This is a genomic window from Cobetia sp. 3AK (genome assembly GCF_029846335.1).
Lineage (GTDB): Bacteria > Pseudomonadota > Gammaproteobacteria > Pseudomonadales > Halomonadaceae > Cobetia > Cobetia marina.
Window position 1 is genome coordinate 52826 of the sequence record NZ_JARWKR010000008.1, and the last position, 21782, is coordinate 74607.

The following is a 21782-nucleotide window of genomic DNA, read 5'->3' on the forward strand; positions in this document are numbered from 1 at the left end:
CCTGATGAGCTGATGGTGCAGTTCCCCCGATGCCCGGGGAATGTCGTCCGGGCATCGGGGCTCTGATTCTCCCTCCTTTCTGGTGGATTGCGGTAAATGACTTCCATGACTCCTTCACGACTGTCTTCCTTCAGGGAAGGCCTGCTGCATGCCTGTGGCCGCGTGACGCTGGCGCTCGCGGCGATGCTGCTGGCTTCCACGGTGCTGATCATGCTCTACGGCGTGGTGATGCGCTATGTACTGGGCGGCGCGCCCATCTGGGTCGATGAGCTGACCCGCTATCTCATCATCGCCAGTGTCATGCTGGCGATCGGCGTCGTCTGGGCAGAAGGGGCACACATGCGCGTGGCGCTGCTGGAACGGCGTCTGCCTCCGCGCCTGGCCAGGGGGCTGATCCATTACCAATGGTGGCTGACGCTCGTATTGATGGCCGGCGCGACCTGGATGACCTGGCACTACGCCATGTCGGCGAGCATGTTCCGCACCATGGGGCTGGGCATCAGCCGCAGCGTGCCGATGCTGTCGATGCCGATCGGTTTCGCGTTGATCACGGCCCAGGTGCTGCTGCATGGCCCACGGCCGCTGAGATCCCAGACCCTGGAGATCGCACCGGACGAGGAGGCCGCCGACCTTCCGGTGCATGATGACAAGACAGGAGGGCCGCGCACATGATCTGGGCAATGCTGGCCATCTTCGTCGTGCACGTCCTGCTGGGACTGCCGCTGTTTCTCTCCCTGCTCGCCACCGCCGTGACCGGCTTCCTGTTCATCGATCTCTCGATGCTGGAACGTCTCGGACCACAGCAGTTCTTCGGTGGTATCAATGCCTTCTCACTGATGGCAATTCCGCTGTTCATCCTTGCCGGCAACCTGATGAACATCAGTGGCCTGACCGAACGCCTCATGCGTCTGGCACGGCTGATGGTCGGGCATCTGCGCGGTGGCATGGGCCATGTGAATGTCGTCTCCAGCGTCTTCTTTGCCGGCGTCAATGGTTCGGCGGTCGCGGATACCTCCGCGCTTGGTTCACTGCTTGTACCTGCCATGCGCAAGGAGGGCTATTCGACCTCCTTCGCCGCAGGCCTGACCGCAGGTAGCTCGTTGATCGGGCCGATCATACCGCCCAGCATCTTCATGATCCTCTACGCCTCGCTGACCAATACCTCCGTGGGCAGTCTGTTCCTGGCCGGTGTCGTGCCCGGGCTGGTGCTGGCGGTGGCGTTCATGGCGATGAATGCCTGGTATGCCCGACGTCATGGCCTGCAGGCGCGCGGTCAGGCACCGGCACGCAGTGAAGTGATCTCGGCAGTCATCGGCGCGCTGCCGGCACTGGTGGCACCGGTGATCATCGTCTCCGGTATCGTGCTGGGTATCGTGACGCCGACCGAATCCGGCGCCTTGATCGTCGCTTACGTGCTGCTCTGCGGGTTGTGTCAGGGGCCGCTCAAACTTGTCGAGGTATGGGGTGCCATCAAGGATACGGCGCGTCTGACCAGTGCCATCTTCGTGATCATGGCGGTGTCGTCCATCGTCAGCTGGCTGCTGTCCTATGCCCAGGTGCCCAATCAGTTCGTGGCCCTGCTGACGCCCTACATCGACAGCCCGATCCTGATCCTGTTGCTGCTCAGTGCCATCACCTTCGTCACCGGCATGTTCATGGAAGAGGTCTCGGCGCTGATGCTGCTGACACCGATCTTCGTGCCCGTGGCCATGGCCGCCGGCATCGACCCCGTGCATCTGGGGGTCATCATCACGCTCAATATCACCATCGCGCTGATCACGCCGCCGATGGGGGCCTGCGTCTTCGTGGCCGCCGCGGTCAGCAAGCTCGAGATCACCTCACTGTTTCGCACCATCTGGCCCTTCGTGCTGGTGGCGGTCGCGGTACTGCTGATGCTGATCGTCTTCCCGCCCTTAACTCTGTGGTTGCCGACCCTGTCTGGATAACACCTCATGACGTCATCACTGACTTTAACGCCTCCTGCCATCCCGAGTCATGACGAGCCGGATTGGTTGCAGGTGACCTGCATCCCCGTGAAGGGCTGTGACAGTCCTCTGGTGCCGACCAGTCTCGGGCCGTCATGCCTGAAGGTCTATCCCGCCTACGCACGCCTCGGCATTCCCGGGGCGGTCAATGAATGTCTGGTGCGGCGTGCGGTGTATCAGCGTCTGCTGCAGGCCGCACGCGCCTTGCCGGAAGGGCTGTCGCTGGTGGTGATGGATGGCTGGCGACCCTGGCGGGTACAGCAGTATCTGTTCGAGACGCTGTATCAGTCGCTCAAGACGCATGACCCCTCGCTTTGCGAGGCCCAGCTGCTGGCGCGTACGCGGGAATTCGTCTCCTTGCCCAGCCGTGATCCTGACGCGCCGAGCCCGCACCTCACCGGCGGTGCCGTGGATGTCACGATCTGCGATGCCGATGGCTTGCTGCTCGAGATGGGGACGCTGTTCGATGAGGCGACACCTGAGTCCCACGCGGACTATTTCGAACGTCATCCGCCTGGCGCAGACACGCCCCAGGCTGAGGCACGCGACAACCGGCGGCTGCTCTATCACGTCATGACCCAGGCCGGTTTCACCAACCTGCCCAGCGAATGGTGGCACTTCGACTTCGGGGATCAGCTCTGGGCCTGGTACCGGGGCGAGCCCGAGGCACTCTTCGGTCCGGCGGAGATGGACAGTATCGAGAGTCTCTGGAAGCGGTCTCTGCAATAGCGACTCATGGCGGGTCGCACGGATTGGCCATGCACAGCGCCAGACACAAGACGCCCCGCTCGATGACCTCTCGAGTGGGGCGTCTTGTCATCCTGTGCAAGGGAAATCACGCCTCAGCTGACGATCTCGGCCTGATCCAGCATGGCGTGGAAGAGCACGTTGCAGCCAGCGTGCAGGTCCTTGGGGGCGGCATTCTCGATCTCGTTGTGGCTGATGCCGCCTTCGCAGGGGACGAAGATCATGCCGGCGGGAGCGATACGGCCCATGAAGATGGCGTCGTGACCGGCACCGCTGACGATGTCGAGATGCGAGTAGCCGAGCTGGCTGGCGGCATTGCGCACCGCGTTCACGCAGTTGTCGGCGAAGTGTTCCGGCACGAAGTCGGCGGTAGGGGTGAGCTCGAATACCAGACGATGTCGCTGACTCACGGCTTCGACCACCTCTTTCAGCTCCGCGACCATCGCGGTGAGGGAGTCGGGCTCCAGCGAGCGCAGGTCGATGGTCATGTTGACCTGACCCGGGATGACGTTGCGAGAGCCCGGATGGACCTGCATCACGCCCACGGTGCCGCGACCGTGCGGTGCATGCTCGATGGCGATGCGGTTGACGGCGACGGTGATCTCGGCCGCCCCGAGCATGGCGTCCTGGCGCAGCGACATGGGCGTGGGGCCCGCATGGGCTTCCTGGCCGGTCAGCGACAGATCGAACCAGCGCTGGCCCAGCGCGCCCATCACCACGCCGATGGTGGTCTCTTCATCTTCCAGGATCGGGCCCTGCTCGATATGGCTCTCGAAGAAGGCGCGGACGTTCTCGCGGGGGATCTCATCGCTGCCCCGATAGCCGATGGCATCCAGCGCTTCGCCGGCGGTCACGCCATCCGTGTCCTTCTGAGCCAGCATCTCGTGCAATGACAACTGGCCGGTATGCACACCGGACCCCATCATGCAGGGCGCAAAGCGACAGCCTTCCTCGTTGGTCCAGACCACCACCTCCACCGGGCAGCGGGTCTTGATGTCGTGCTGGTTGAGGCTGCGCAGCACTTCCAGTCCCGCCATCACCCCGAAGCAGCCATCGAACTTGCCGCCCGTGGGCTGGGTATCGATGTGGCTGCCGGTCATCACCGCCGGGGCGTCCGGATCGGTGCCGGCGCGGCGCGCAAAGATGTTGCCGATGGCATCGATACGGATCGTGCAGCCTTCGGCCTTGCACCATTGAATGAAGAGGTCGCGCGCCTGGCGGTCCAGTTCGGTCAACGCCTGGCGGTTGACGCCGCCCTTGGGCGTGGCGCCCAGCTCGGCCAGGGTCATCAGGGATTGCCACAGGCGATCACTGTCGGTGCGCAGCTCGCTCAGGGTGCTGACGGGGGAGGTATCCATCTGGGCAGTGGTCATCGATTTCCTTCCTCTCGTGAATATTGTTCTTGTGATGTGTCGTGCGGTGTCAGGCTCTGCTGTCGGCCATCAGCTGCGCCGGAGTGACGAGCAGCTGGTCGGCCATTTCCACCTCGAGGGCCGTCATATGGTGCTCGGCATCCTGCATGTGCTCCGTCATGAGCTGACGGACCTGCTCATGGTCCTGCTGGCGGAACGCCGTGATCAGCCCACTGTGGTAATGCTGATTGGCGGCATCGAACTGCTTGCGCTCCGGGAGATAGGCCTTCTTGATGACGACAAGCTCGTGCAGCATGTCGTTGAGGAACTGGCACATGAAGCTGAGCAGCGGGTTGGGACAGGCGCGCGCCAGCACCTGATGGAACTCGATTTCCAGAAAACGCTGGCGACGCTGGTCCTCGTCCTGTGGCTGATGGCAACTGCAGTCACTGACATTGTGCTCGAGCGCCACCAGATCCTCTTCGCTGAGCAGGCCCACCACCGATACCGCCATCTCGACTTCCAGCAGCCGGCGCAGCTGATAGACCTGGGCGCCATTGAGCGTCTTGAAGTGCAGGAAGCTTCTCAGCATGCGACTGGCGGGCTCCATGCTCGGCGCATTCAGCACGGCGCCGCCATTGGGGCCCGTCTTCAGCGTGATCAAGCCTTCGACTTCCAGAATCTTGAGGGCTTCACGCAGCGTGCCCTTGGCGCAGCCGTATTGCGCCATCAGCGCCTTCTCGTTGGGTAGCCGGTCACCTTCACGCAACCCGTCACGCACGATGCTGCGCCTCAGATCATCGCTGATCAGCTCGGCCAGTTTCTGGCGTTTGGGAGCGCCAGAGCCATTGCTGGTGCGTGACGTGATCAGTGGTGGAGGCGATGTCGGCATGCGATGTCCTGAGCGGAGGCGAGTCATTCATATTTATTCGTATAAATAAGCTTTAGTCGCGGACTTGAGCGCTGTCAAACCCGCAATGCGAACGTGAGCGTCGCGAATTCGATCAAGGACATGACGCGTCGCATCAAAGGCTGCGCATTGGCGAAGTTCCGGGTGGCAGTCTTGAAAAGCGCCTGGTCTGACATAAGGTTTCTCTATTCGACCCCGCGAAAGGAGGCCCTATGGAAACGCATGACTCTCAGCGTACGCGTAACGCCGATATCGTCATCGTCGGTGGCGGTGCCGGCGGACTGGAACTGGCGGTCCGCCTGGCCAAGGCAGGCCACAAGGACGTGTTGCTGATTGATCGCGACACCAGTCACGTGTGGAAGCCGCGCCTGCATGAGATCGCGGCGGGCCTCGGACGGCGTCAGGTCGATGAGTTGGGGTATGCCGGTCTGGCGGAGCAGTGGGGATTTCGCTTCGAGTGCGGCACCCTCGAAGGCGTGGACCCTGAACAACGCCAGATCACCCTTGCGGCGATACCGGGCAGGGAAGATGACGCGACCGCCGAGGTGCCGGTCCGCGTCAGAGGTTATCGCCAGCTGGTACTGGCCCTGGGAGGGGTGACGCCTGACATGGGCGTCGAGGGCGTGCTGGAGCATGCCTGTCTGCTTGATTCGCCCGAAGACGCCGAACGTATTGCCGAGCGCTTCTCGCGTGGCTTGCTGGCCAATCATGTGGCGATGGAAACAGCACCGACAGGGGATTCAGGCGCGTCAGCCACCCAGGACGGCGCTCAGGATGGTGCCAAGGGTGGCGCTCAAGAGTCTCCGGGGCGGCCGTATCAGGTGGTGATCGTCGGCTCCGGTGCCACCGGTGTCGAGCTCGCGGCGTATCTGCATGAGGCGCGTGGCAGACATGATGCGCCTGCGCCGAAGGACTCGCGGGTCGAGATCACGATCCTCGAGGCCACCGAGACCTTCATGCCGGGGGTCTCCGAGGAACTGCGCGAGGCGATCCATCAGCGACTCGAGGCACAGGGCATCAATATCGAACTGTCTCGTCAGGTCGCCAAGGTGTCACCCGGCAGCGTCGAGATCAGCGAAGGTGACGAGTCCGTGACACGCGAGGCAGACCTGGTGGTCTGGGCGGCGGGGCGTGTGGGGCCTGCCATCGTCGAGGAGATCGAAGGTCTGGCCAGCAACAAGAAGCGTCAATGGAAGGTGACGCCCGGACTGCAATGCCTTGAGCAGGAAGCCATCTTCGCGCTGGGCGACTGTGCCTGCATCGATGAGGCACCCTTGCCACCCACGGCACAGGTGGCCAGCGAACAGGCCGAGTTCCTGGCGGAAGAACTGCCGCGTCGCCAGCAGGGCGAGGCGGCTCAGGCCTTCGAGTTCAAGGATCGCGGCACGCTGTTGTCGCTGGCCAGGGCGGGCAGCGTCGGTGAGCTCGGTGGCAAGCTCAGCGGCAAGCTGAGCCATGCACAAGGCAACGATGGGCATGAGGATCTGCAGGTGAGAGGGCGCTTTGCACGCGCGGCCTACCAAGGACTGCAGCGTCAGCATCAGTTCCTGCTGCTGGGGCCGCTCAAGGGCTCAGCCGAGGTGGTCAGTGACGTTCTGCGCCATGCCATGGGACCGCGACTCAAGGTGCATTGAGGCAAGCCCATGCAAGCCGGTGCGCTGGCCCGAGAGGGCAGCGTGCAAAGGAGGACAGGCCGACATGTGTCGTGGTGGATTCCATCGGCGCATGTCGGCCGTTATCGTCATCAAAGGCTCGTGTTTCTCACGAGCTTCTGGTCTGTGAACTGGCCACCGGATAGGTGCCGGGCCTGAGAATTCGCGTGTCCACGTCATGGATATCCCGCAGTCCGCACAGGGCCAGCGTGGTATCGAGCTCCTTGTGGATGATCTCCAGGGTCTTCGTCACGCCTTGCTCGCCCATGGCGCCGAGTCCATACAGGAAGGCGCGTCCCAGGTAGACGCCCTTGGCGCCCATCGCCACCGCCTTGAGCACATCCTGGCCAGAGCGAATCCCGCCATCCATGTGGACCTCTGTCCTGTCGCCGACCGCCGCGAGAATGTCCGGCAGAGCGGAGATGGAGGAGGCCGCACCATCGAGCTGACGTCCACCGTGGTTGGAGACGATCACGGCATCGGCGCCTGCCTGAACGGCCATCTCGGCATCCTCCGGCTCCATGATGCCCTTGATGATCAACTTGCCGCCCCAGCGATCCTTGATCCATTTGATGTCATCCCAGCTCAGGCTGGGGTCGAACTGACTGGCGGTCCATTTCGACAGGGAGCTGAGGTTGTCGGCGTCCTTCACGTGACCGGCGATGTTGCCGAAGCTGTGGCGCTTCGTCTTCAGCATGCCGGCGCACCAGCGCCACTTGGTCGCCAGGTTTAGCGCGGTGGCCACGGTGGGGCGAGGAGGGACGCTCAGGCCATTGATCAGGTCCTTGTGGCGCTGGCCGATGATCTGCAGGTCAGCGGTGAGCACCAGCGCGGAACATTCCGCCGCCTTGGCGCGATCGATCAGCCGCCCGATGTAATCCTTGTCGCGCATCACGTAGAGCTGGAACCAGAAGGGGCGTGTGCTGACGGATGCGACATCCTCGATGGAGCAGATGCTCATGGTCGAGAGCGTGAAGGGCACGCCGAAGTCACTCGCCGCGCGCGCGGCCAGCATCTCGCCATCGGCATGCTGCATGCCGGTGAGGCCTGTGGGCGCGATCGCCACCGGCATGGCCACATCCTCTCCCAGCATCTGCGTGCGCAGGGTGCGATTGTCCATGTCGACCATCACCCGTTGACGCAGTCCGATGGCGGCAAAATCAGCCTCGTTGGCACGATAGGTGGTTTCCGTCCATGAGCCGGAGTCGGCATAGTCGTAGAACATCTTCGGCACACGGCGTTTCGCCAGGCGTTGCAGATCATTGATGCAGGTGATGGTCATGCAGAACTCCATCCAAGGAGAGAAGGCGGATCGTTCGAGGTCCAGGGACATCGCCAAGGGGATGCTGGGCTTACTGTCTCCGATGGATGGGGGGTTCACCATTGGCGATACGTCTATCTGTCGAGGACGCCTGTGCCATAGCACCATGGCAATGATGCAACCAACCTGCTGCACGACGTCTGCAGACGGACACGTTGACTGCGCGACCTGAGGTGTCAGGTCGCGCCCCCATGAAAGGTGATGGACCCATGAGATTTGCCTGTAGCGCCTCAGCCGATGGTCGGCGCCCGACAACGCCGCGCGATCCGGCCAGGCCCCATGGCGCGGCAAGGCCAAGAGTCCTGCGTCGTGGGCGTGACGCGATGCTGGCGTCCTGTCTGTCATGGCTGATGATCAGTCCGGCTCACGCAGCGTCCGTGGTCGCTTCCGAGGCGGAGCGTGAGGGACTTGTGGTCGCCAATCTGCAGGAAATAGAGCAGCGGGTCGGCGCGCGCCTTGGTGTGACGGTACTGGATACTGCCGATGGCAGACGTGTCAGCTGGCGGGGTGATGAGCGTTTCCCCATGAGCAGCACCTTCAAGGTGCTGGCATGCGGCAATCTGCTCTCGCGGGTGGATGCCCGTCAGGAGTCACTGTCACGCAAGGTCGAGATTCGCCCGGCGGATCTCGTGACCTATTCCCCCGTCACCGAACGTCAGGTGGAGGGCGATGGCATGACACTGGCGGCGTTGTGCCGCGCCACCATCACCACCAGCGACAATACCGCCGGCAACCTGATTCTCGATGCCATCGGTGGGCCTGTCGGGCTGACGAATTATCTGCGGACTCTGAAGGATGACATCACACGTCTGGATCGTCGTGAAACGGCGCTCAATGAGGCCACTCCGGGAGATCCCCGTGATACCACCACTCCCGACGCGATGGCGTCCACCCTTCAGCGGCTGCTGCTGGGGGAGGCGCTGAGCGAGGCGTCGCGTCTCACGTTGCAGGGCTGGATGCTGGCCAATACCACGGGAAGTGACAAGCTGCGTGCCGCCTTGCCGGATGACTGGCAGATCGCTGACAAGACCGGGGGCGGGGGGCATGGCACCAACAATGATATCGCCATCATCTGGCCGCCGAATCACGCCCCGTTGATCGTGGCGGTCTATCTGACCGAGAGCGAGGCCGAGCGTGCGGTGCGTGACGCCGCGATTGCCGATGTCGGGCGTCTGCTGGTGTCTGAGGTACTGGCCATCGAGAGACTGGCCATCGAGGGTGTGGACACGCACGCTGACAATTGATCGCGTGACGCGTGAGAGCACGTGCTGAAAGAGCGTGCCTGAAGGAGCGTACCTGAGAAAGCCTGCGTGAAGCCTGGGCAACTCAGCGTTGCCGGCCCTGATGCCATCCTTTGCTTGTGACTCCTGCCTCTCGCCCGCATTGTGCCTGAACTATGTCCGCAATGGTTTGCCGGGGGAGATGGAACCCGTTCCCCCTGTCATGTCCGCTCATGAGCCTTGCCCAACCTGTTCCTGCACGTGTCTGGAGGATATCCATGTCCACACTGTTTTCCCCGCTGAAGCTCGGCCCGCTCACGCTGGACAATCGCATCATCATTGCACCGATGTGCCAGTACTCCGCCCAGGATGGCCGGATGCAAGCCTGGCATGACCAGCATCTCGGCAATCTGGCCCAGTCAGGTGCCGGCCTGCTGATCTTCGAGGCCAGTGCCGTCTCCCCCGAAGGGCGTATCACCCATGGCGATGTGGGGCTCTTTGACGAGGCAACGCGTGACGCGATGCAAGGTGTCGTCGAGCGTATCCGTCGTTATTCGCCGATGCCGTTGGCCGTGCAGATCGGTCACGCGGGCCGCAAGGCCTCATGCGAGAAGCCCTGGGAGGGCGGAACTGCCATTGCTCCGGGACAACCCAACGGCTGGCAGACACTGGCACCCAGCGCGATTCCCTTCAGTGAAGGGGGGCCGCTTCCCGAGGCGATGAGCGCCGAGCAGATCGCCCAGACCATCGACGCCTTCGTGGAAGCGGCCCGGCGTGCCGTCGAGATCGGTCTCGACGGGATCGAGCTACATGCGGCGCATGGTTATCTGCTGCATCAATTCCTGTCACCGTTGAGCAATCAGCGCGAGGACGACTATGGCGGTTCACTGGAAAATCGCATGCGGCTGACGCTTGAGGTGTTCGACGCCGTTCGCGCCGCGATTCCTGACGAGGTCATGCTGGGCATCCGGATCAGCGCGACGGACTGGGTCGAGGGCGGCTGGGATCTAGCACAGAGCATCGAACTCGCCAAGGCGCTTGACCGCCGTGGCTGCCACTATCTGCATGTCTCAAGCGGCGGGCTCAGCGAGCAGCAGCAGATTCCGGTGGAACCCAACTATCAGGTGCCGCACGCCGAGGCCTTGAAGGCTCAGGTGGTCATGCCCGTCATCGCGGTGGGCCTGATCACCGAGCCGCAGCAGGCCGAAGACCTGCTGGTGAACGAGCGTGCCGATGCCATCGCGCTGGCGCGTGGCATCCTCTACGACCCGCGCTGGCCCTGGCATGCGGCCGCCGCGCTGGGAGATACCGTCAAGGTCTCGCCCCAGTATCTGCGTTGCCAGCCGCATGGTCTGAAGTCATTGCTGGAGAATCAGCAGGACTGAAGTCCGTGAAAGGACATCGATGACTGACGCCCGCGTTCATGAGCCCTTGCTCGATGATCGCGGGCGTTCTTGTTTGCTCAATCCCCTTTGCTCAATCCCCCTGGCGGCGCGAAGCCTCGATCTGAGGGTGGAGAGTGGAGAGGCGTTTGCGCCTCTCCTGTGGCTCAAGGCGGCGCTGCGCCAGCAGGGCGATGAAGGCACGGGGGAACACAGGACGGCTGGCAGTAATTATACGAGTGTGCAATAGTGGCGGAAGATCCACCGCAATCCACTCGCTGCCAGTCGTGACACAAGGAGAGCCAATGCCAAGCCAAGCCCCGATTCTGGGTGTCTACCTGAGTGAATCCCTGGACCTGGACAGCCTCTACGGTGAGGCGCTGCGCCAGCTGGGCGAGTATGTCGTGCTGCAGAACCCGCATGAGATCGAAGACCCCACGGAAGTCGCGTTCGCCATCTGCTGGCAGCCGGGAGAAGACGCCTTCGCGCCGTACCCCAATCTCATGCTTGCCATGTCGATCGCGGCGGGGGTGGATGCTCTGCTCAGTCATCCGGGGCTGTCAGATGAGGTTCAGGTGGCACGGGTACGAGATCCGCATCAGGCATTTCTGATGGCCGGGTTTGCCGCGCATGAAGTGCTGCATCAAGAGCGCGAGTTTGCCGTCATGGCAGACAATGCCACGCGCCGTGAGTGGCAGCCCTTGCCGATGCGTGCGCCCGAGAAGGCGCAGGTGGCGGTGCTGGGCCACGGCAGCATGGGGCGCGCGGTGGTCACTTCGCTGTCGGCACTGGGATTCACGGTGACGGTCGCCTGTCGCAGCGAACCCGTCGCACCAGTGCAAGGCGTGCGCTATCTGACGGGCGACAATGCGGTGATGGCCGCGGCTCAGGGGGCGGATTACCTGATCAACATCCTGCCGCTGACTCCGGTCACCGAGAATGTGCTGAATGCGACCCTGTTCGCCCAGCTGCGGCCGGGGGCATGGCTTGTACAGATCGGCCGCGGCGAGCACCTGGTGGAAGCCGATCTCGATGCGGCACTGGCGTCCGGTCAGCTGGCGGGCGCGACGCTGGACGTCTTCCGCGAGGAGCCATTGGCGCCCAATCATCGCTGGTGGCAGGACGCGCGCCTGCGCATCACGCCGCATGTCGCCAGTGACTCGCTCCCCGAGGTGGTCGCCGAGCAGGTGGTGGCCACGGCGCGCGAGTTGCGCGATGGCCTGCCGCTCACGTTGGGCGTGGATCGCCAGCGCGGCTATTGAGGCCCTGGTCTATTGAGGACCTTGGCTATTGAGGACCTTGGCTATTGTGGCCCTCGGCTATTGAGGACCGGAAGGTGGAGGCGTCAAGGCTTTTCAGGGCTAAGCGGAGCCTTTCTCGACCCCAGACAGCGACATCTTGATCACAGGAGACAGCGACATGCAGGCATCAACCATGAGTGACGCGGAATGGCAGGCACGCCTTGATCTGGCAGCCTGCTATCGGTTGGCGGCGCACTACCGCATGACCGACCTGATCTATACCCACATCACGGCGCGAGTGCCGGGTGAGGAAGGGCACTTCCTGATCAATCCCTATGGTTGGCGCTGGGAGGAGATCACCGCATCCTCGCTGGTCAAGATCGACGTCAACGGCGAGAAGGTCGATGACAGCGCCGCGCGGGTCAATCCAGCCGGCTTCACCATTCACTCGGCGATTCATGCGGCAAGCCACTCTGCCAGCTGGATCATGCATACCCATACGCGCGCCGGCGTGGCGGTATCGAGCCTGGAAGAAGGACTGCTGCCGCTGAATCAGATCGCCCTGCAGTTCCATGGTCGCGTCTCCTACCACGACTACGAAGGCATCGCGCTGGATCTGGATGAGCGCGAACGCATCGTGGCAAGCCTTGGCGACAATCCGGCGCTGATCCTGCGCAATCATGGCCTGCTGACCACGGGTGCCTCTGCCGCCGAGATGTTCAACAACATGTTCTACCTCGAGCGCAGCTGCGAGATTCAGGTCGCGACCCTGTCCATGGGCCAGCCGGTGCGCCGTCTCTCGCCCGAGATCTGTGCGCATGTGGTCGGCCAGTACGACATGGCCATCCATGAGGATGGCGATCTGGCACTGGAATGGGATTCCCACCTGCGTCTGCTGGAGAGCCTTGGCAGTGACTATCGTCGATAAGCCTTCCCTCGATGCGTGGCCGCTGTCACGTGAGAGTGAGGCAAGTGCGGCAATCCCGGCGTTGAGTGAAGGAGAGGGGCCCAGATGAGTCGCAAGGTGTTCCAGCGCCTTTCCCAGGATCAGCGTCGGCGCGACCTGCTGGAAGCCACGCTGAGCTGTGTCGCGCAGCATGGTCTGGCCGGCGCCAGCGTGCGCCGCGTGGCGGAGGCGGCCGGTGTCTCACCCGGGCTGATTCGCCACCACTTCGGCACCAAGGATGACATGGTGCGGGCCGCCTATGCCTACATGATGGGCCAGCTGACCTCCGATATCGCCGATGCCAGCCCGGTCAGTGATGAATCCTCGGCGTGTCGTCTGGCACGCTTCATCGCGGCGAGTCTCACGCAGCCCAATCTGGCCGCCCACAAGGTCTCCCTGTGGGCGACCTTCATCGGTCGGGTACGTCACGATGCCACCTACTCGGCGGTCCATCAGGAAACCTATCGTGAGTTTCTCGATCTGCTGCGGTTACTGATCCAACCCGTTCTGAGCGCCAATGATCTGCCCGCTGATGACGCCATCTGTGAGGAACAGGCGATCGCCCTCAATGGCTTGATCGATGGTCTGTGGCTGGAAGGCGGGCTGGAACATGGCCTCTATGCCGTCGAGCGATTGCCCGGGATCGCCATGCGAGCGGCAGAGGGCATCCTGCGCCTGCCTCACGGCACCTTGCTTGAGCATGTCGAGATGACAACAACACCCCCACCTCACAGGAGTTGAGCATGCGCTACGCCACCATCACCGAACGATTGAGCGATCTGGGCGGTGACAAATGGGCCGTCCACAGTGCCGCTCGTCAGCGAATTCTGGCGGGAGAACCGATCATCGAGCTGACCATCGGAGAACCGGATATCGCCACACACCCGGCGCTGGTCGAGCGCTGTGTCGAGGCGCTGCGCGCCGGGCGTACCCGCTACTCCGATGGCCGTGGCGAACCGGGGCTGGTCGCGGCATTGGCCGAGCGCTACGCAGCGCGCATGCCCGAGATCAGCGCAGACAACGTGCTGTGTTTCCCCGGCACTCAGACGGCGCTGTTCGCGGTGATGCTGGCGCTGGTGGAAGAGGGATGCGGCGTACTGACCGGCGACCCCTATTACGCCACCTATGAAGGCGTGATCCGGGGTGCCGGCGGTGACCTGCAGCCGGTACCGCTGCGCATGGAGCATGGCTTCGTGTTGCAGCCGGAAGATCTGGCCGCGGCCATCACGCCGCAGAGTCGCGTATTGCTGCTCAATACGCCGCACAATCCGACGGGCGCGGTGATGGACCGTACGACGCTCGAGCGCATCGGTGAGCTGTGTCGCGAGCATGACCTGTGGATCGTCTGTGATGAGGTCTATGAAGCGCTGATCTTCGCGGGCGAATTCGTCTCGCCGCTGGAGATCGAGGCACTGCGTGAGCGCACCGTGGTGGTGTCCTCCATCTCCAAGAGCCATGCCGCCACCGGCTTTCGCAGTGGCTGGGCCATCGGCTCAGCGGAATTCTGCCGCCGGCTGTTGCCTGTCTCCGAGACCATGCTGTTCGGCAATCAGCCCTTCATCGCCGATATGACCGAGGCCGCGCTGCGCGGGGATTTCGATACCACCGAGCGTCTTCGCGAATCACTCGGGCGCCGCGCGCGTCTGGTCCATGAGGCGCTGGCGGCCATCCCGCAGCTGTCCTCCAGCCTGCCCCAGGGCGGCATGTTCCTGATGGTCGATGTCTCACGCACCGGCCTGGACGGTGAGCAGTTCGCCTGGCGGCTGCTGGAACGGCAGCAGGTCGCGGTAATGCCCGGCAGTGTCTTCGGCGACTGCGGAAGGCCACTGGTACGTGTTGCCCTCACCGTGCCGGATGACACCCTGCTGGAAGCCGTGCAGCGCATGGCGACACTGTGTGATCAGCTGGAAGGGGAAGTCATCGTCTGAGGCGCGACTTCGGCCATGCACAGTCTTTCGCTCAATTTCGTGCAGGTTCACGCACAAACGCCGCTCATGAGCGGCGTTTGTGCGTTCAGCGATGCTCATTTCAGGAAATCATTTCCAGCCCATCTGCCAGACATCGTCCTGCTTCAGCTCACGCCAGCCCAGCACGTGATCGCGATGTGTCAGCACCGCCTGCAACACGACCTCGACCACATGCTCATCCTGATCATCACGAATCACGCGCGTGACGATGAAATGTCGCTCACGATTCCTGGGTGTCACGGCGGTCCATTTGCTCTGCAACAGCTTTTCGGGGTTGATGCGGTTCATGCAATGTCTCGTCGGTAAAAAGGAAAAGGGAAAATGAGGAACAGGGGAGGGTATCTGAACTGGGGTAACGTGAGGATGAATCTGACCCTCAAGTCACTTCTTGAGGCCGCTCACTGCCCGAGCGGCGTTGCTCGCGCTCCTGCAGGTAGCGGGCAGGCGTGGTGCCGAGCAGCTTCTTGAACATGCTGATGAAGGCGTTGACGGACTGATAACCGACGTCTTCCGAGACGCGCTGCACGCTCATGCCCTCGGCTAGCAGGCGGATCGCCACCACCAGGTGGAGTTGCTGGCGCCAGCGGCTGAAGCTCAGGCCGGTGTCGCGCTGGATCAGGCGGGCGAGGGTGCGTTCGCTCATCGCCAGTTCGCTCGCCCACTCGGCCAGGGTGCGCCGATCATCCGGTGTCTTGATCAAGGCATCGCTGATGCGGGTCAGCCGCGGGTCTTCAGGCAAGGGCAGATGCAGACGTTCGCTGGGCATGCAGGCCAGTTCTTCCAGCAGGACATCGACCAGCCGCGCTGTCGGCCCCTGTTCAGGATATGGCTGGGGCAGCTCCGCCAGACGCAGCACCAGCTCACGCAACAGTGGCGAGATCGACAGCGTACAGCTGTGGCTCGGCATCTCGAGCGCTCCGGGCTCGATGAACAGGTGGCACACGCGGCCGCCACGGGTCAGGTGGTTGCTGTGGGGCAGGTTGCCGGGAATCCAGACGCCGCTGTGCGGCGGCACCATCCACAGCCCTTCCGGCACGCGGCTGGTCACGACGCCATGCAGGGCGATGACCAGCTGTCCCTTGCGATGCTGGTGGATCGGGACTTCCATCACCTGTTGTCCGGTATCCACATGCAGGGCGCTGGCCGGAATCTCGTAGACGTCCGGGTCATGTTCGCAGACGCTGCTTGAGAAGGGCACGGAGGAGTGACCGCTGGCGACTCCCGACGATGAGGTTGCGTCTCGCGTGGCAAGGGAAATCGGCGTCGCGGAGGTCCTTGAGGAGGTGGCTGACATGTCGGCTCGCAGATTGTCTGATTTCAGGTATCTGATGTCATGATGGCTCAATTCTGCAGCGATATTGGCGATTACGCTATCGTTAATCTGCGCGGGAATTCACCTCTGATGTGTCGTCCCGCTATCTGTCCGTTCCAAGTTCGCTGCGAGCGTCTCATGACTGAACTCTGCCACTCTTCTCCTGTTCGGCGATTGAGCCATCCTGCCGTGTTGATCGCCGGCATCCTGATGATTGCCATGAATCTGCGTGCGCCCTTTACCAGTATCGCGCCGTTGCTTGAGCGTCTGCAGGCGGCGCTGGGCTTCAATGCCACGGCGGCAGGGTTGCTGATGATTCTGCCGCTGTTGGCGTTCGTCGTGGTGTCCCCCTGGGTACCCCGTCTTGCACGGCATGTGGGGCTTGAGCGCAGTGTCTTCCTTGCCTTGCTGGCGATCGCCGCCGGCATCGTGCTGCGGGTACAGGGCAACACGCTGGCGCTCTATGTGGGGATCGCCTTGATCGGGGCGGGCATCGCGGTGGGCAATGTGCTGTTGCCCAGTCTGGTCAAACGCAGCTTTCCCCGACACATCGCGCTGCTGACCTCCTGCTATGTGCTGACCATGGGCATCATGGCCGCCATCGCCTCGGCGGTGATGGTGCCGCTGGCGCAGGATAGTGCGGATGGCTGGCAGTTCGCGATGCTCATCGTGGTCATCCTGCCAGTGGTGACGATGGTGGTGTGGTGGCCACAGTTGTCGCATCGCTCCCTACCGGCGGCGGCGAAGGAAGCCGAGAAGGCTGCCTCGCGTCCGGTGCGTCAGGCAGCCGTGTGGCGCTCGCCACTGGCCTGGCAGGTGACGCTGTTCATGGGGATCAATTCGCTGCTGTTCTATACCGTCAACAGCTGGCTGCCGAGCATGCTGGCGGATAACGGCTTTTCCCCCGAAAAGGCGGGATCGTTGCACGGCCTGCTGCAGCTGGCCTCGGCCTTGCCGGGGCTGATTCTGGTGCCCCTGATGCCGCGCCTGAAGGATCAACGACTGATCGCCTTCGCGACGCCCTGCATGTCGCTGGCAGGGTTCATCGGGCTGTGGCTGATGCCGGGGTGGGCGCTGGTGTGGGTCCTGCTGCTCGGTGCGGGGTCCGGGGCCAGCTTCATTCTCGCCCTGTCGTTCATGGGGCTAAGAGCGCGCGATGCCATGCAATCGGCGTCGCTGTCGAGCATGGCGCAGACGCTGGGCTACCTGCTCGCGGCCATGGGGCCGCCGTTGATCGGGGCGCTCTACGATCGGCAGGGTGACTGGCAGCTGGCATTGATGGTGTGTGCCTCCCTCAGTGTGCTGATGGCGGGAATCGGCTGGTTGGCGGGCAGGGACCGCCAGTTGCCTGAGGCGTCGGCATCTGAATAATGGAGCGTTGCCCTGAAGGGCCACAGGAACATCCCCCCATGACAAGGAAGTGAGAGATGGCGAATGCATCATCCGGAAGGAAAGGTCAGCCGGCCTCTGATACCAAAGAGGCTGCGGGGAACACCCGGCGTCCGCGTGCAATGCGTCGCCTGCGGGCAGCCATCCTCGGTCTGGCCAGCATTGGGGGTGTCGTGATGATCGCTCAGCCAGCCAATGCCGCGACGCTGTCACTGCGCGTGATCGAGACCACCGACATCCACGCCAACGTGATGGATTACGACTATTACAAGGACCGTCCCAGCGTGCGCATCGGCCTGGTGAGGGCGGCGAGCCTGATCCAGCAGGCGCGTTCCGAGGTGGTCAACAGCGTGCTGCTGGACAACGGAGACCTCATTCAGGGCAGCCCGATGGGCGATTACATGGCGGCGGAAGGTCTCGAGGAGGGTGATGTCTTCCCGGCCTACAAGGTCATGAATCAGCTGGATTACGATGTCGGCAACATCGGCAATCATGAGTTCAATTACGGGCTCGAGTATCTCGAACGGGCGCTTTCCGGCGCGCAGTTCCCCTATGTGAACGCCAACCTGCTGGATGCCACGACCGGCGAGCCGTACTTCACGCCTTATCAGATTACCCCCCATGCCTTCACCGACAGTGAGGGCAACGCTCAGACAGTGAAGGTCGGCTATATCGGCTTTGCGCCGCCGCAGGTGATGACCTGGGACCGCAAGCACCTCAAGGGGCGCCTTGTGGCTGAGGACATCACCGAGAGCGCCCGGCGCTGGGTGCCCGAGATGCGCCGGGCGGGCGCGGATGTGGTGATCGCCATCCCGCACTCCGGCATCTCGACTGACCCTTACCGGGTGATGGCCGAGAATTCGGTATATTACCTCTCGCAGGTCGAGGGCATCGATGGCATCGCCTTCGGGCATGCCCATGCTGTCTTCCCCAGCGAGGAATTTGCCGAGGTGCCGGGGGCCGACATCGCCAGGGGTACCCTCAATGGCGTGCCGGCGATGATGCCAGGGCACTGGGGCAGTCATGTGGGCGTGATGGATCTCGAGCTGAGCAATGACTCGGGCCAGTGGCGGGTGGTAAGTGGCCAGACAGAGGCACGCCCGATTCAGATGGGTGGCGAGGCGCAGGTGGCGGAAGATGCCGAACTGGCGGCGTTGGTCGAGCATGAGCACGACGCCACGCGGGAGTACGTCAATCGCAGCATCGGCCGCGCCAGTGCGGCGATGAAGAGCTATCTGGCGCTGGTGCAGGACGACCCGACGATCCAGATCGTCAATCGTGCCCAGGCTGATTACGTCAAACGCTTCGTCGAAGGCGACCCGGATCTGGAAGGCTTGCCGATTCTCTCGGCGGCCGCGCCGTTCAAGGTCGGTGGCCGTCACAATGATCCGACCCAGTTCACCGAGATGGAGGCCGGCGAGCTGAGCTTCCGCAATGCTGCCGACCTCTATCTCTATCCGAATACGCTGGTGGCGCTCAAGGTTACCGGCAAGGAAGTGCGGGAATGGCTCGAGTGCAGTGCCGGGCAGTTCCATCGCATTGACCCGAATCTCGCCACGCCCCAGCCCCTGATCAACTGGGAAGGTTTCCGCAGCTACAACTTCGATGTGATCGACGGCGTCGAGTATCAGGTGGATGTCACGCAGCCGGCGCGTTATGACGGCAATTGCTCGCTGATCGACGCCGATGCCCACCGTATCCAGGGGCTTGCCTACGAGGGCGAGCCGGTCAAGGACGACGATGTCTTCCTGCTCGCGACCAACAACTATCGCGCCTACGGCGAGGCCTTCCCCGGTACCGGAGAGTCGCATGTCGCCTTTGCGTCACCGGACGAGAATCGCAGCATTCTGGCCCAGTACATCTCGCGACAGACACAGCAGCAGGGCGCGGTGGACCCTGCGGCGGATCACAACTGGCGGCTGGCCGCGATCGACACCGATACCCCGCTGGACATTCGCTTCACCACCGCCCCCGGTGAGGATGCGCAGCAGTTCATCGATGCTCAGGCCGTCTACCCGATGACACTGGTGGATCAGGACGAGATGGGCTTTGCCCGTTATCGCGTCGGGCTGGACCGGATGAAATAGCCAAGGCAGCACATTGTCGAGCACGTAGTTATTGGCCTTGATTCAGGTGGGAAAAAACGCCAGTCAGCGATTGCTGACTGGCGTTTTTCTGTCGCCAGCCGTTACCCGCTATCTGTTTCACTATCCGCTTTCACTTCACGACTCTCGATCGCAGGCTCACTGCGGATCAGCGCCAGGGCGCGTGCAAGGCGATGCTCAACAGCACACGTTTGCCGCGCTCGATGCGGCTGACGCTGTGTTCGTGAAGGTCGGGGCGGAAGAACACCACGCGGTCCGTGAGGCAAAAAATGCTGCCATCGGTCTCGAAGACACCGCCCTGGCGGGGCTTCTTGAGCACGATATTGAGCTTGTAGTAGCTGCCGCTACCCATCGGGTCGTTATGGCGCATCACGCTGTGGCCCTCGGGGTAGGTCACCAGATTGATGGTCAGGCGGCGAAGATCGAGCAGACTACGGTTGATGACACGGGCCATTGGGCTTTCCCTTTGAAGATTGAGGCTATTGAAACGTATTTTGAGTGATTGATCAAAAAAGAGGTTGAGTGATTGCTCAAAAATACGTACGGTGGCTCCACGTTCACGGCGCACAAGGTTCGGCAATCGAGATCGCCGAGGCCGTGATTGAGAATCGAGCAAGCAAGGAGGTCAGCAATGAGCCACGACAACGTGACAATGGAAGCCCTGGAAACCCGTTATGCGATGATCGAAGGTCACCGCATTGCCTACAAGGAAATGGGGGAAGGTCAGCCGCTGTTGTTGATTCACGGCATTCCAACCAACAAGCTGATGTGGCGCGATGTGATGCCGGAATTGGCCAGACATTACCGTGTCATCGCCCCGGACATGCTCAACTATGGCGAGTCGGACATGCCGGTGGATGCTGATGTTTCCATCAATGCCCAGACACGCATCTTCATCAAGCTGATGGATGCGCTGGGTGTGGCGAGTGCGGATGTCGTCTCGCATGATATCGGCGGGGGCATCGGTCAGCTGATGGCGGTCAACCACCCCGAGCGCGTTCGTCGCCAAGTGCTGATCGACAGCGTGTGCTTCGATTCCTGGCCGATTCCGGAGTTCAAGCAGCTGCTGGAGCCGGGCGTCGAGGAAGCCACCAGCGTCGAGGAATTCATCAGCACCATGCGCGGCTTCATGCCCAGTGGTGTGCATGATCCGGCGGTGGCGACCGAAGAGATGGTCGAGCGCTACGTATCCCAGTGGAACAGCGAGCAAGGCAAGGCAGCCTTCTTCCGCAACATGCGCCGCCTCAACAAGGAATACACCCAGGCCATAGCGGGCGAACTCAAGAATATCGAGATCGACACCCTGGTACTGTGGGGCGACAAGGACAACTTCCAGAAGCCGGATTACGCCCCGATGCTCACAGATGCCATCCCGGGTGCCGAGCTGATCTGGGTGAAGGACGCCGGTCACTGGGTCACTGACGAGAAGCCCGAAGAAACCGTGCGCTATATCCTGGATTTCCTGGCGCGCTGAGAGATGGCCAGCCCCGATGCCCAAGCGGGGTGTCGGGCGCCATCCCAGAGAGCAAACAAAACCGCCCGGTCATGAGACCGGGCGGTTTTGTCCTCATTGCAGAGACGCTGCCGAGCTTTCTGCCATGGCGTCATGGCGAAGAGGGTGCGAAGACATCTCACTGGATGTCATGGCCCTGGCCCCCGTCTTGACCTTGCGCTGCATGGCGATGATGCCTCCCGCGCGCGTCGGGGTGAAGGGCTCCTCGAGTCTCAAGAATCCATGGCGTTCATACAGGGCGATGGCCGGGCTGTCGGAGAAGGCCCGAAGCCGCAGGAGGGTGTCGTGGGGCTGACGCTTGCTGAGGCAATCGATCAACCAGCTCAGACAGGTGGAGCCGATACCGCGTCCCTGCCACTGGGCCACCAGCTGCAGGTCACGCAGATACACCATGTCGTTCAGCGACTTGAGGCTGATGAAGCCGATCCATTCGCCATTGAGGCGCACGGCGAAGTTCTTGTTGTCCTGCCATTTTTCCTCGAATTGCTCTGCATCCCAATGGAAACCATGACGCTTGTAGGTCGCGAGCATGTTGCCACAACTCAGCCGGTGCGCCGCTGCATTCAGGTAGCGGTTGGCAGGTGTGTCGTAGATGGGGGAAATGCTGAGATCATCCATGATCCTTCCGATTCTTTTGAGAGTTATGTCAGGGAGTAGCATCCGTCACGTTGCAATTTCTGCAGGCCGACCATCCAGTCAGTTAGTGAGTGCTAATTCAAGCGCACTATCTTCAGGTTTTC

The 21782-nt window shown here is 62.5% G+C and carries 20 protein-coding genes; 13 read left to right on the forward strand and 7 right to left on the reverse strand.

Annotation, left to right across the window (positions count from 1 at the left end; translation table 11 throughout):
* The first annotated feature begins 96 nt into the window (after positions 1-96).
* The 3 genes from QD228_RS12510 to QD228_RS12520 are packed head-to-tail and all read left to right on the forward strand — an operon-like array spanning position 97 to position 2714.
* Positions 97-672 (forward strand): TRAP transporter small permease, encoded by a 576-nt coding sequence (locus QD228_RS12510; protein WP_279875728.1) that lies wholly within the window; start codon positions 97-99, stop codon positions 670-672.
* Complete coding sequence (locus QD228_RS12515; RefSeq protein WP_279875729.1) at positions 669-1946, forward strand: TRAP transporter large permease; 1278 nt, start codon at positions 669-671, stop codon at positions 1944-1946. Before QD228_RS12510 ends, QD228_RS12515 begins: the two co-directional genes overlap by 4 nt.
* Positions 1947-1952: 6 nt before the next feature.
* Positions 1953-2714: a M15 family metallopeptidase gene (locus tag QD228_RS12520; RefSeq protein WP_279875730.1), complete on the forward strand. Its 762-nt coding sequence runs from the start codon at positions 1953-1955 to the stop codon at positions 2712-2714.
* A 113-nt stretch (positions 2715-2827) separates the two neighbouring features.
* On the opposite strand, the gene QD228_RS12525 is transcribed toward QD228_RS12520, so the two are convergent.
* Together QD228_RS12525 and QD228_RS12530 are read right to left on the reverse strand one after the other, a co-directional pair.
* Positions 2828-4105, reverse strand: coding sequence for a Zn-dependent hydrolase (locus tag QD228_RS12525; protein ID WP_279875731.1), 1278 nt, complete (start codon positions 4103-4105; stop codon positions 2828-2830).
* Between the two features lie 49 nt (positions 4106-4154).
* A complete protein-coding gene (locus QD228_RS12530; RefSeq protein WP_279875732.1) occupies positions 4155-4976 on the reverse strand; it encodes an FCD domain-containing protein in 822 nt (273 codons plus the stop codon).
* 230 nt (positions 4977-5206) lie between these two features.
* Here QD228_RS12530 and QD228_RS12535 point away from each other — a divergent pair, with 230 nt between their 5' ends.
* Positions 5207-6628 carry an FAD-dependent oxidoreductase gene (locus QD228_RS12535; protein WP_279875733.1) on the forward strand — a complete coding sequence of 474 codons (1422 nt, stop codon included), beginning with the start codon at positions 5207-5209 and terminating at the stop codon, positions 6626-6628.
* A 127-nt stretch (positions 6629-6755) separates the two neighbouring features.
* Here the strand turns inward: QD228_RS12535 and QD228_RS12540 are convergent, their stop codons facing one another.
* Positions 6756-7928, reverse strand: coding sequence for an alpha-hydroxy acid oxidase (locus QD228_RS12540; RefSeq protein WP_077376993.1), 1173 nt, complete (start codon positions 7926-7928; stop codon positions 6756-6758).
* Between the two features lie 248 nt (positions 7929-8176).
* Here QD228_RS12540 and bla point away from each other — a divergent pair, with 248 nt between their 5' ends.
* The 6 genes from bla (at position 8177) to QD228_RS12570 (ending at position 14684) form a co-directional block, all read left to right on the forward strand.
* Positions 8177-9211 carry a class A beta-lactamase gene (bla, locus tag QD228_RS12545; RefSeq protein ID WP_279875734.1) on the forward strand — a complete coding sequence of 345 codons (1035 nt, stop codon included), beginning with the start codon at positions 8177-8179 and terminating at the stop codon, positions 9209-9211.
* Positions 9212-9465: 254 nt separating this feature from the next.
* Entirely contained in the window at positions 9466-10572 is a 1107-nt protein-coding gene (locus tag QD228_RS12550; RefSeq protein WP_279875735.1) for an NADH:flavin oxidoreductase/NADH oxidase, read from the forward strand.
* A gap of 302 nt (positions 10573-10874) precedes the next feature.
* The gene (locus QD228_RS12555) at positions 10875-11831 is read left to right on the forward strand and encodes an NAD(P)-dependent oxidoreductase (RefSeq protein WP_279875736.1); all 957 of its coding nucleotides are present in this window, start codon (positions 10875-10877) and stop codon (positions 11829-11831) included.
* Positions 11832-11988: 157 nt separating this feature from the next.
* Complete coding sequence (locus QD228_RS12560; protein ID WP_205632697.1) at positions 11989-12738, forward strand: class II aldolase/adducin family protein; 750 nt, start codon at positions 11989-11991, stop codon at positions 12736-12738.
* Positions 12739-12822: 84 nt separating this feature from the next.
* Positions 12823-13497: a TetR family transcriptional regulator C-terminal domain-containing protein gene (locus tag QD228_RS12565; protein WP_084208812.1), complete on the forward strand. Its 675-nt coding sequence runs from the start codon at positions 12823-12825 to the stop codon at positions 13495-13497.
* 2 nt (positions 13498-13499) lie between these two features.
* Positions 13500-14684, forward strand: coding sequence for a pyridoxal phosphate-dependent aminotransferase (locus QD228_RS12570; RefSeq protein ID WP_279875737.1), 1185 nt, complete (start codon positions 13500-13502; stop codon positions 14682-14684).
* A gap of 108 nt (positions 14685-14792) precedes the next feature.
* On the opposite strand, the gene QD228_RS12575 is transcribed toward QD228_RS12570, so the two are convergent.
* Together QD228_RS12575 and QD228_RS12580 are read right to left on the reverse strand one after the other, a co-directional pair.
* On the reverse strand, positions 14793-15011 hold the full coding sequence (locus tag QD228_RS12575; RefSeq protein WP_077376973.1) for a TIGR02450 family Trp-rich protein: 219 nt from the start codon (positions 15009-15011) through the stop codon (positions 14793-14795).
* 88 nt (positions 15012-15099) lie between these two features.
* Entirely contained in the window at positions 15100-16017 is a 918-nt protein-coding gene (locus tag QD228_RS12580) for a helix-turn-helix transcriptional regulator (RefSeq protein ID WP_279875738.1), read from the reverse strand.
* A 156-nt stretch (positions 16018-16173) separates the two neighbouring features.
* Between QD228_RS12580 and QD228_RS12585 the strand changes: the two genes are divergently transcribed.
* Together QD228_RS12585 and QD228_RS12590 are read left to right on the forward strand one after the other, a co-directional pair.
* Positions 16174-17406 carry an MFS transporter gene (locus QD228_RS12585; RefSeq protein WP_279875739.1) on the forward strand — a complete coding sequence of 411 codons (1233 nt, stop codon included), beginning with the start codon at positions 16174-16176 and terminating at the stop codon, positions 17404-17406.
* 140 nt (positions 17407-17546) lie between these two features.
* A complete protein-coding gene (locus QD228_RS12590; protein ID WP_279875740.1) occupies positions 17547-19511 on the forward strand; it encodes a bifunctional 2',3'-cyclic-nucleotide 2'-phosphodiesterase/3'-nucleotidase in 1965 nt (654 codons plus the stop codon).
* Between the two features lie 166 nt (positions 19512-19677).
* On the opposite strand, the gene QD228_RS12595 is transcribed toward QD228_RS12590, so the two are convergent.
* Complete coding sequence (locus QD228_RS12595) at positions 19678-19983, reverse strand: hypothetical protein (protein ID WP_077376944.1); 306 nt, start codon at positions 19981-19983, stop codon at positions 19678-19680.
* 177 nt (positions 19984-20160) lie between these two features.
* Between QD228_RS12595 and QD228_RS12600 the strand changes: the two genes are divergently transcribed.
* Positions 20161-21003 (forward strand): alpha/beta hydrolase, encoded by an 843-nt coding sequence (locus QD228_RS12600; RefSeq protein WP_279875741.1) that lies wholly within the window; start codon positions 20161-20163, stop codon positions 21001-21003.
* A gap of 93 nt (positions 21004-21096) precedes the next feature.
* On the opposite strand, the gene QD228_RS12605 is transcribed toward QD228_RS12600, so the two are convergent.
* A complete protein-coding gene (locus QD228_RS12605) occupies positions 21097-21660 on the reverse strand; it encodes a GNAT family N-acetyltransferase (protein WP_279875742.1) in 564 nt (187 codons plus the stop codon).
* Positions 21661-21782: the final 122 nt, after the last annotated feature.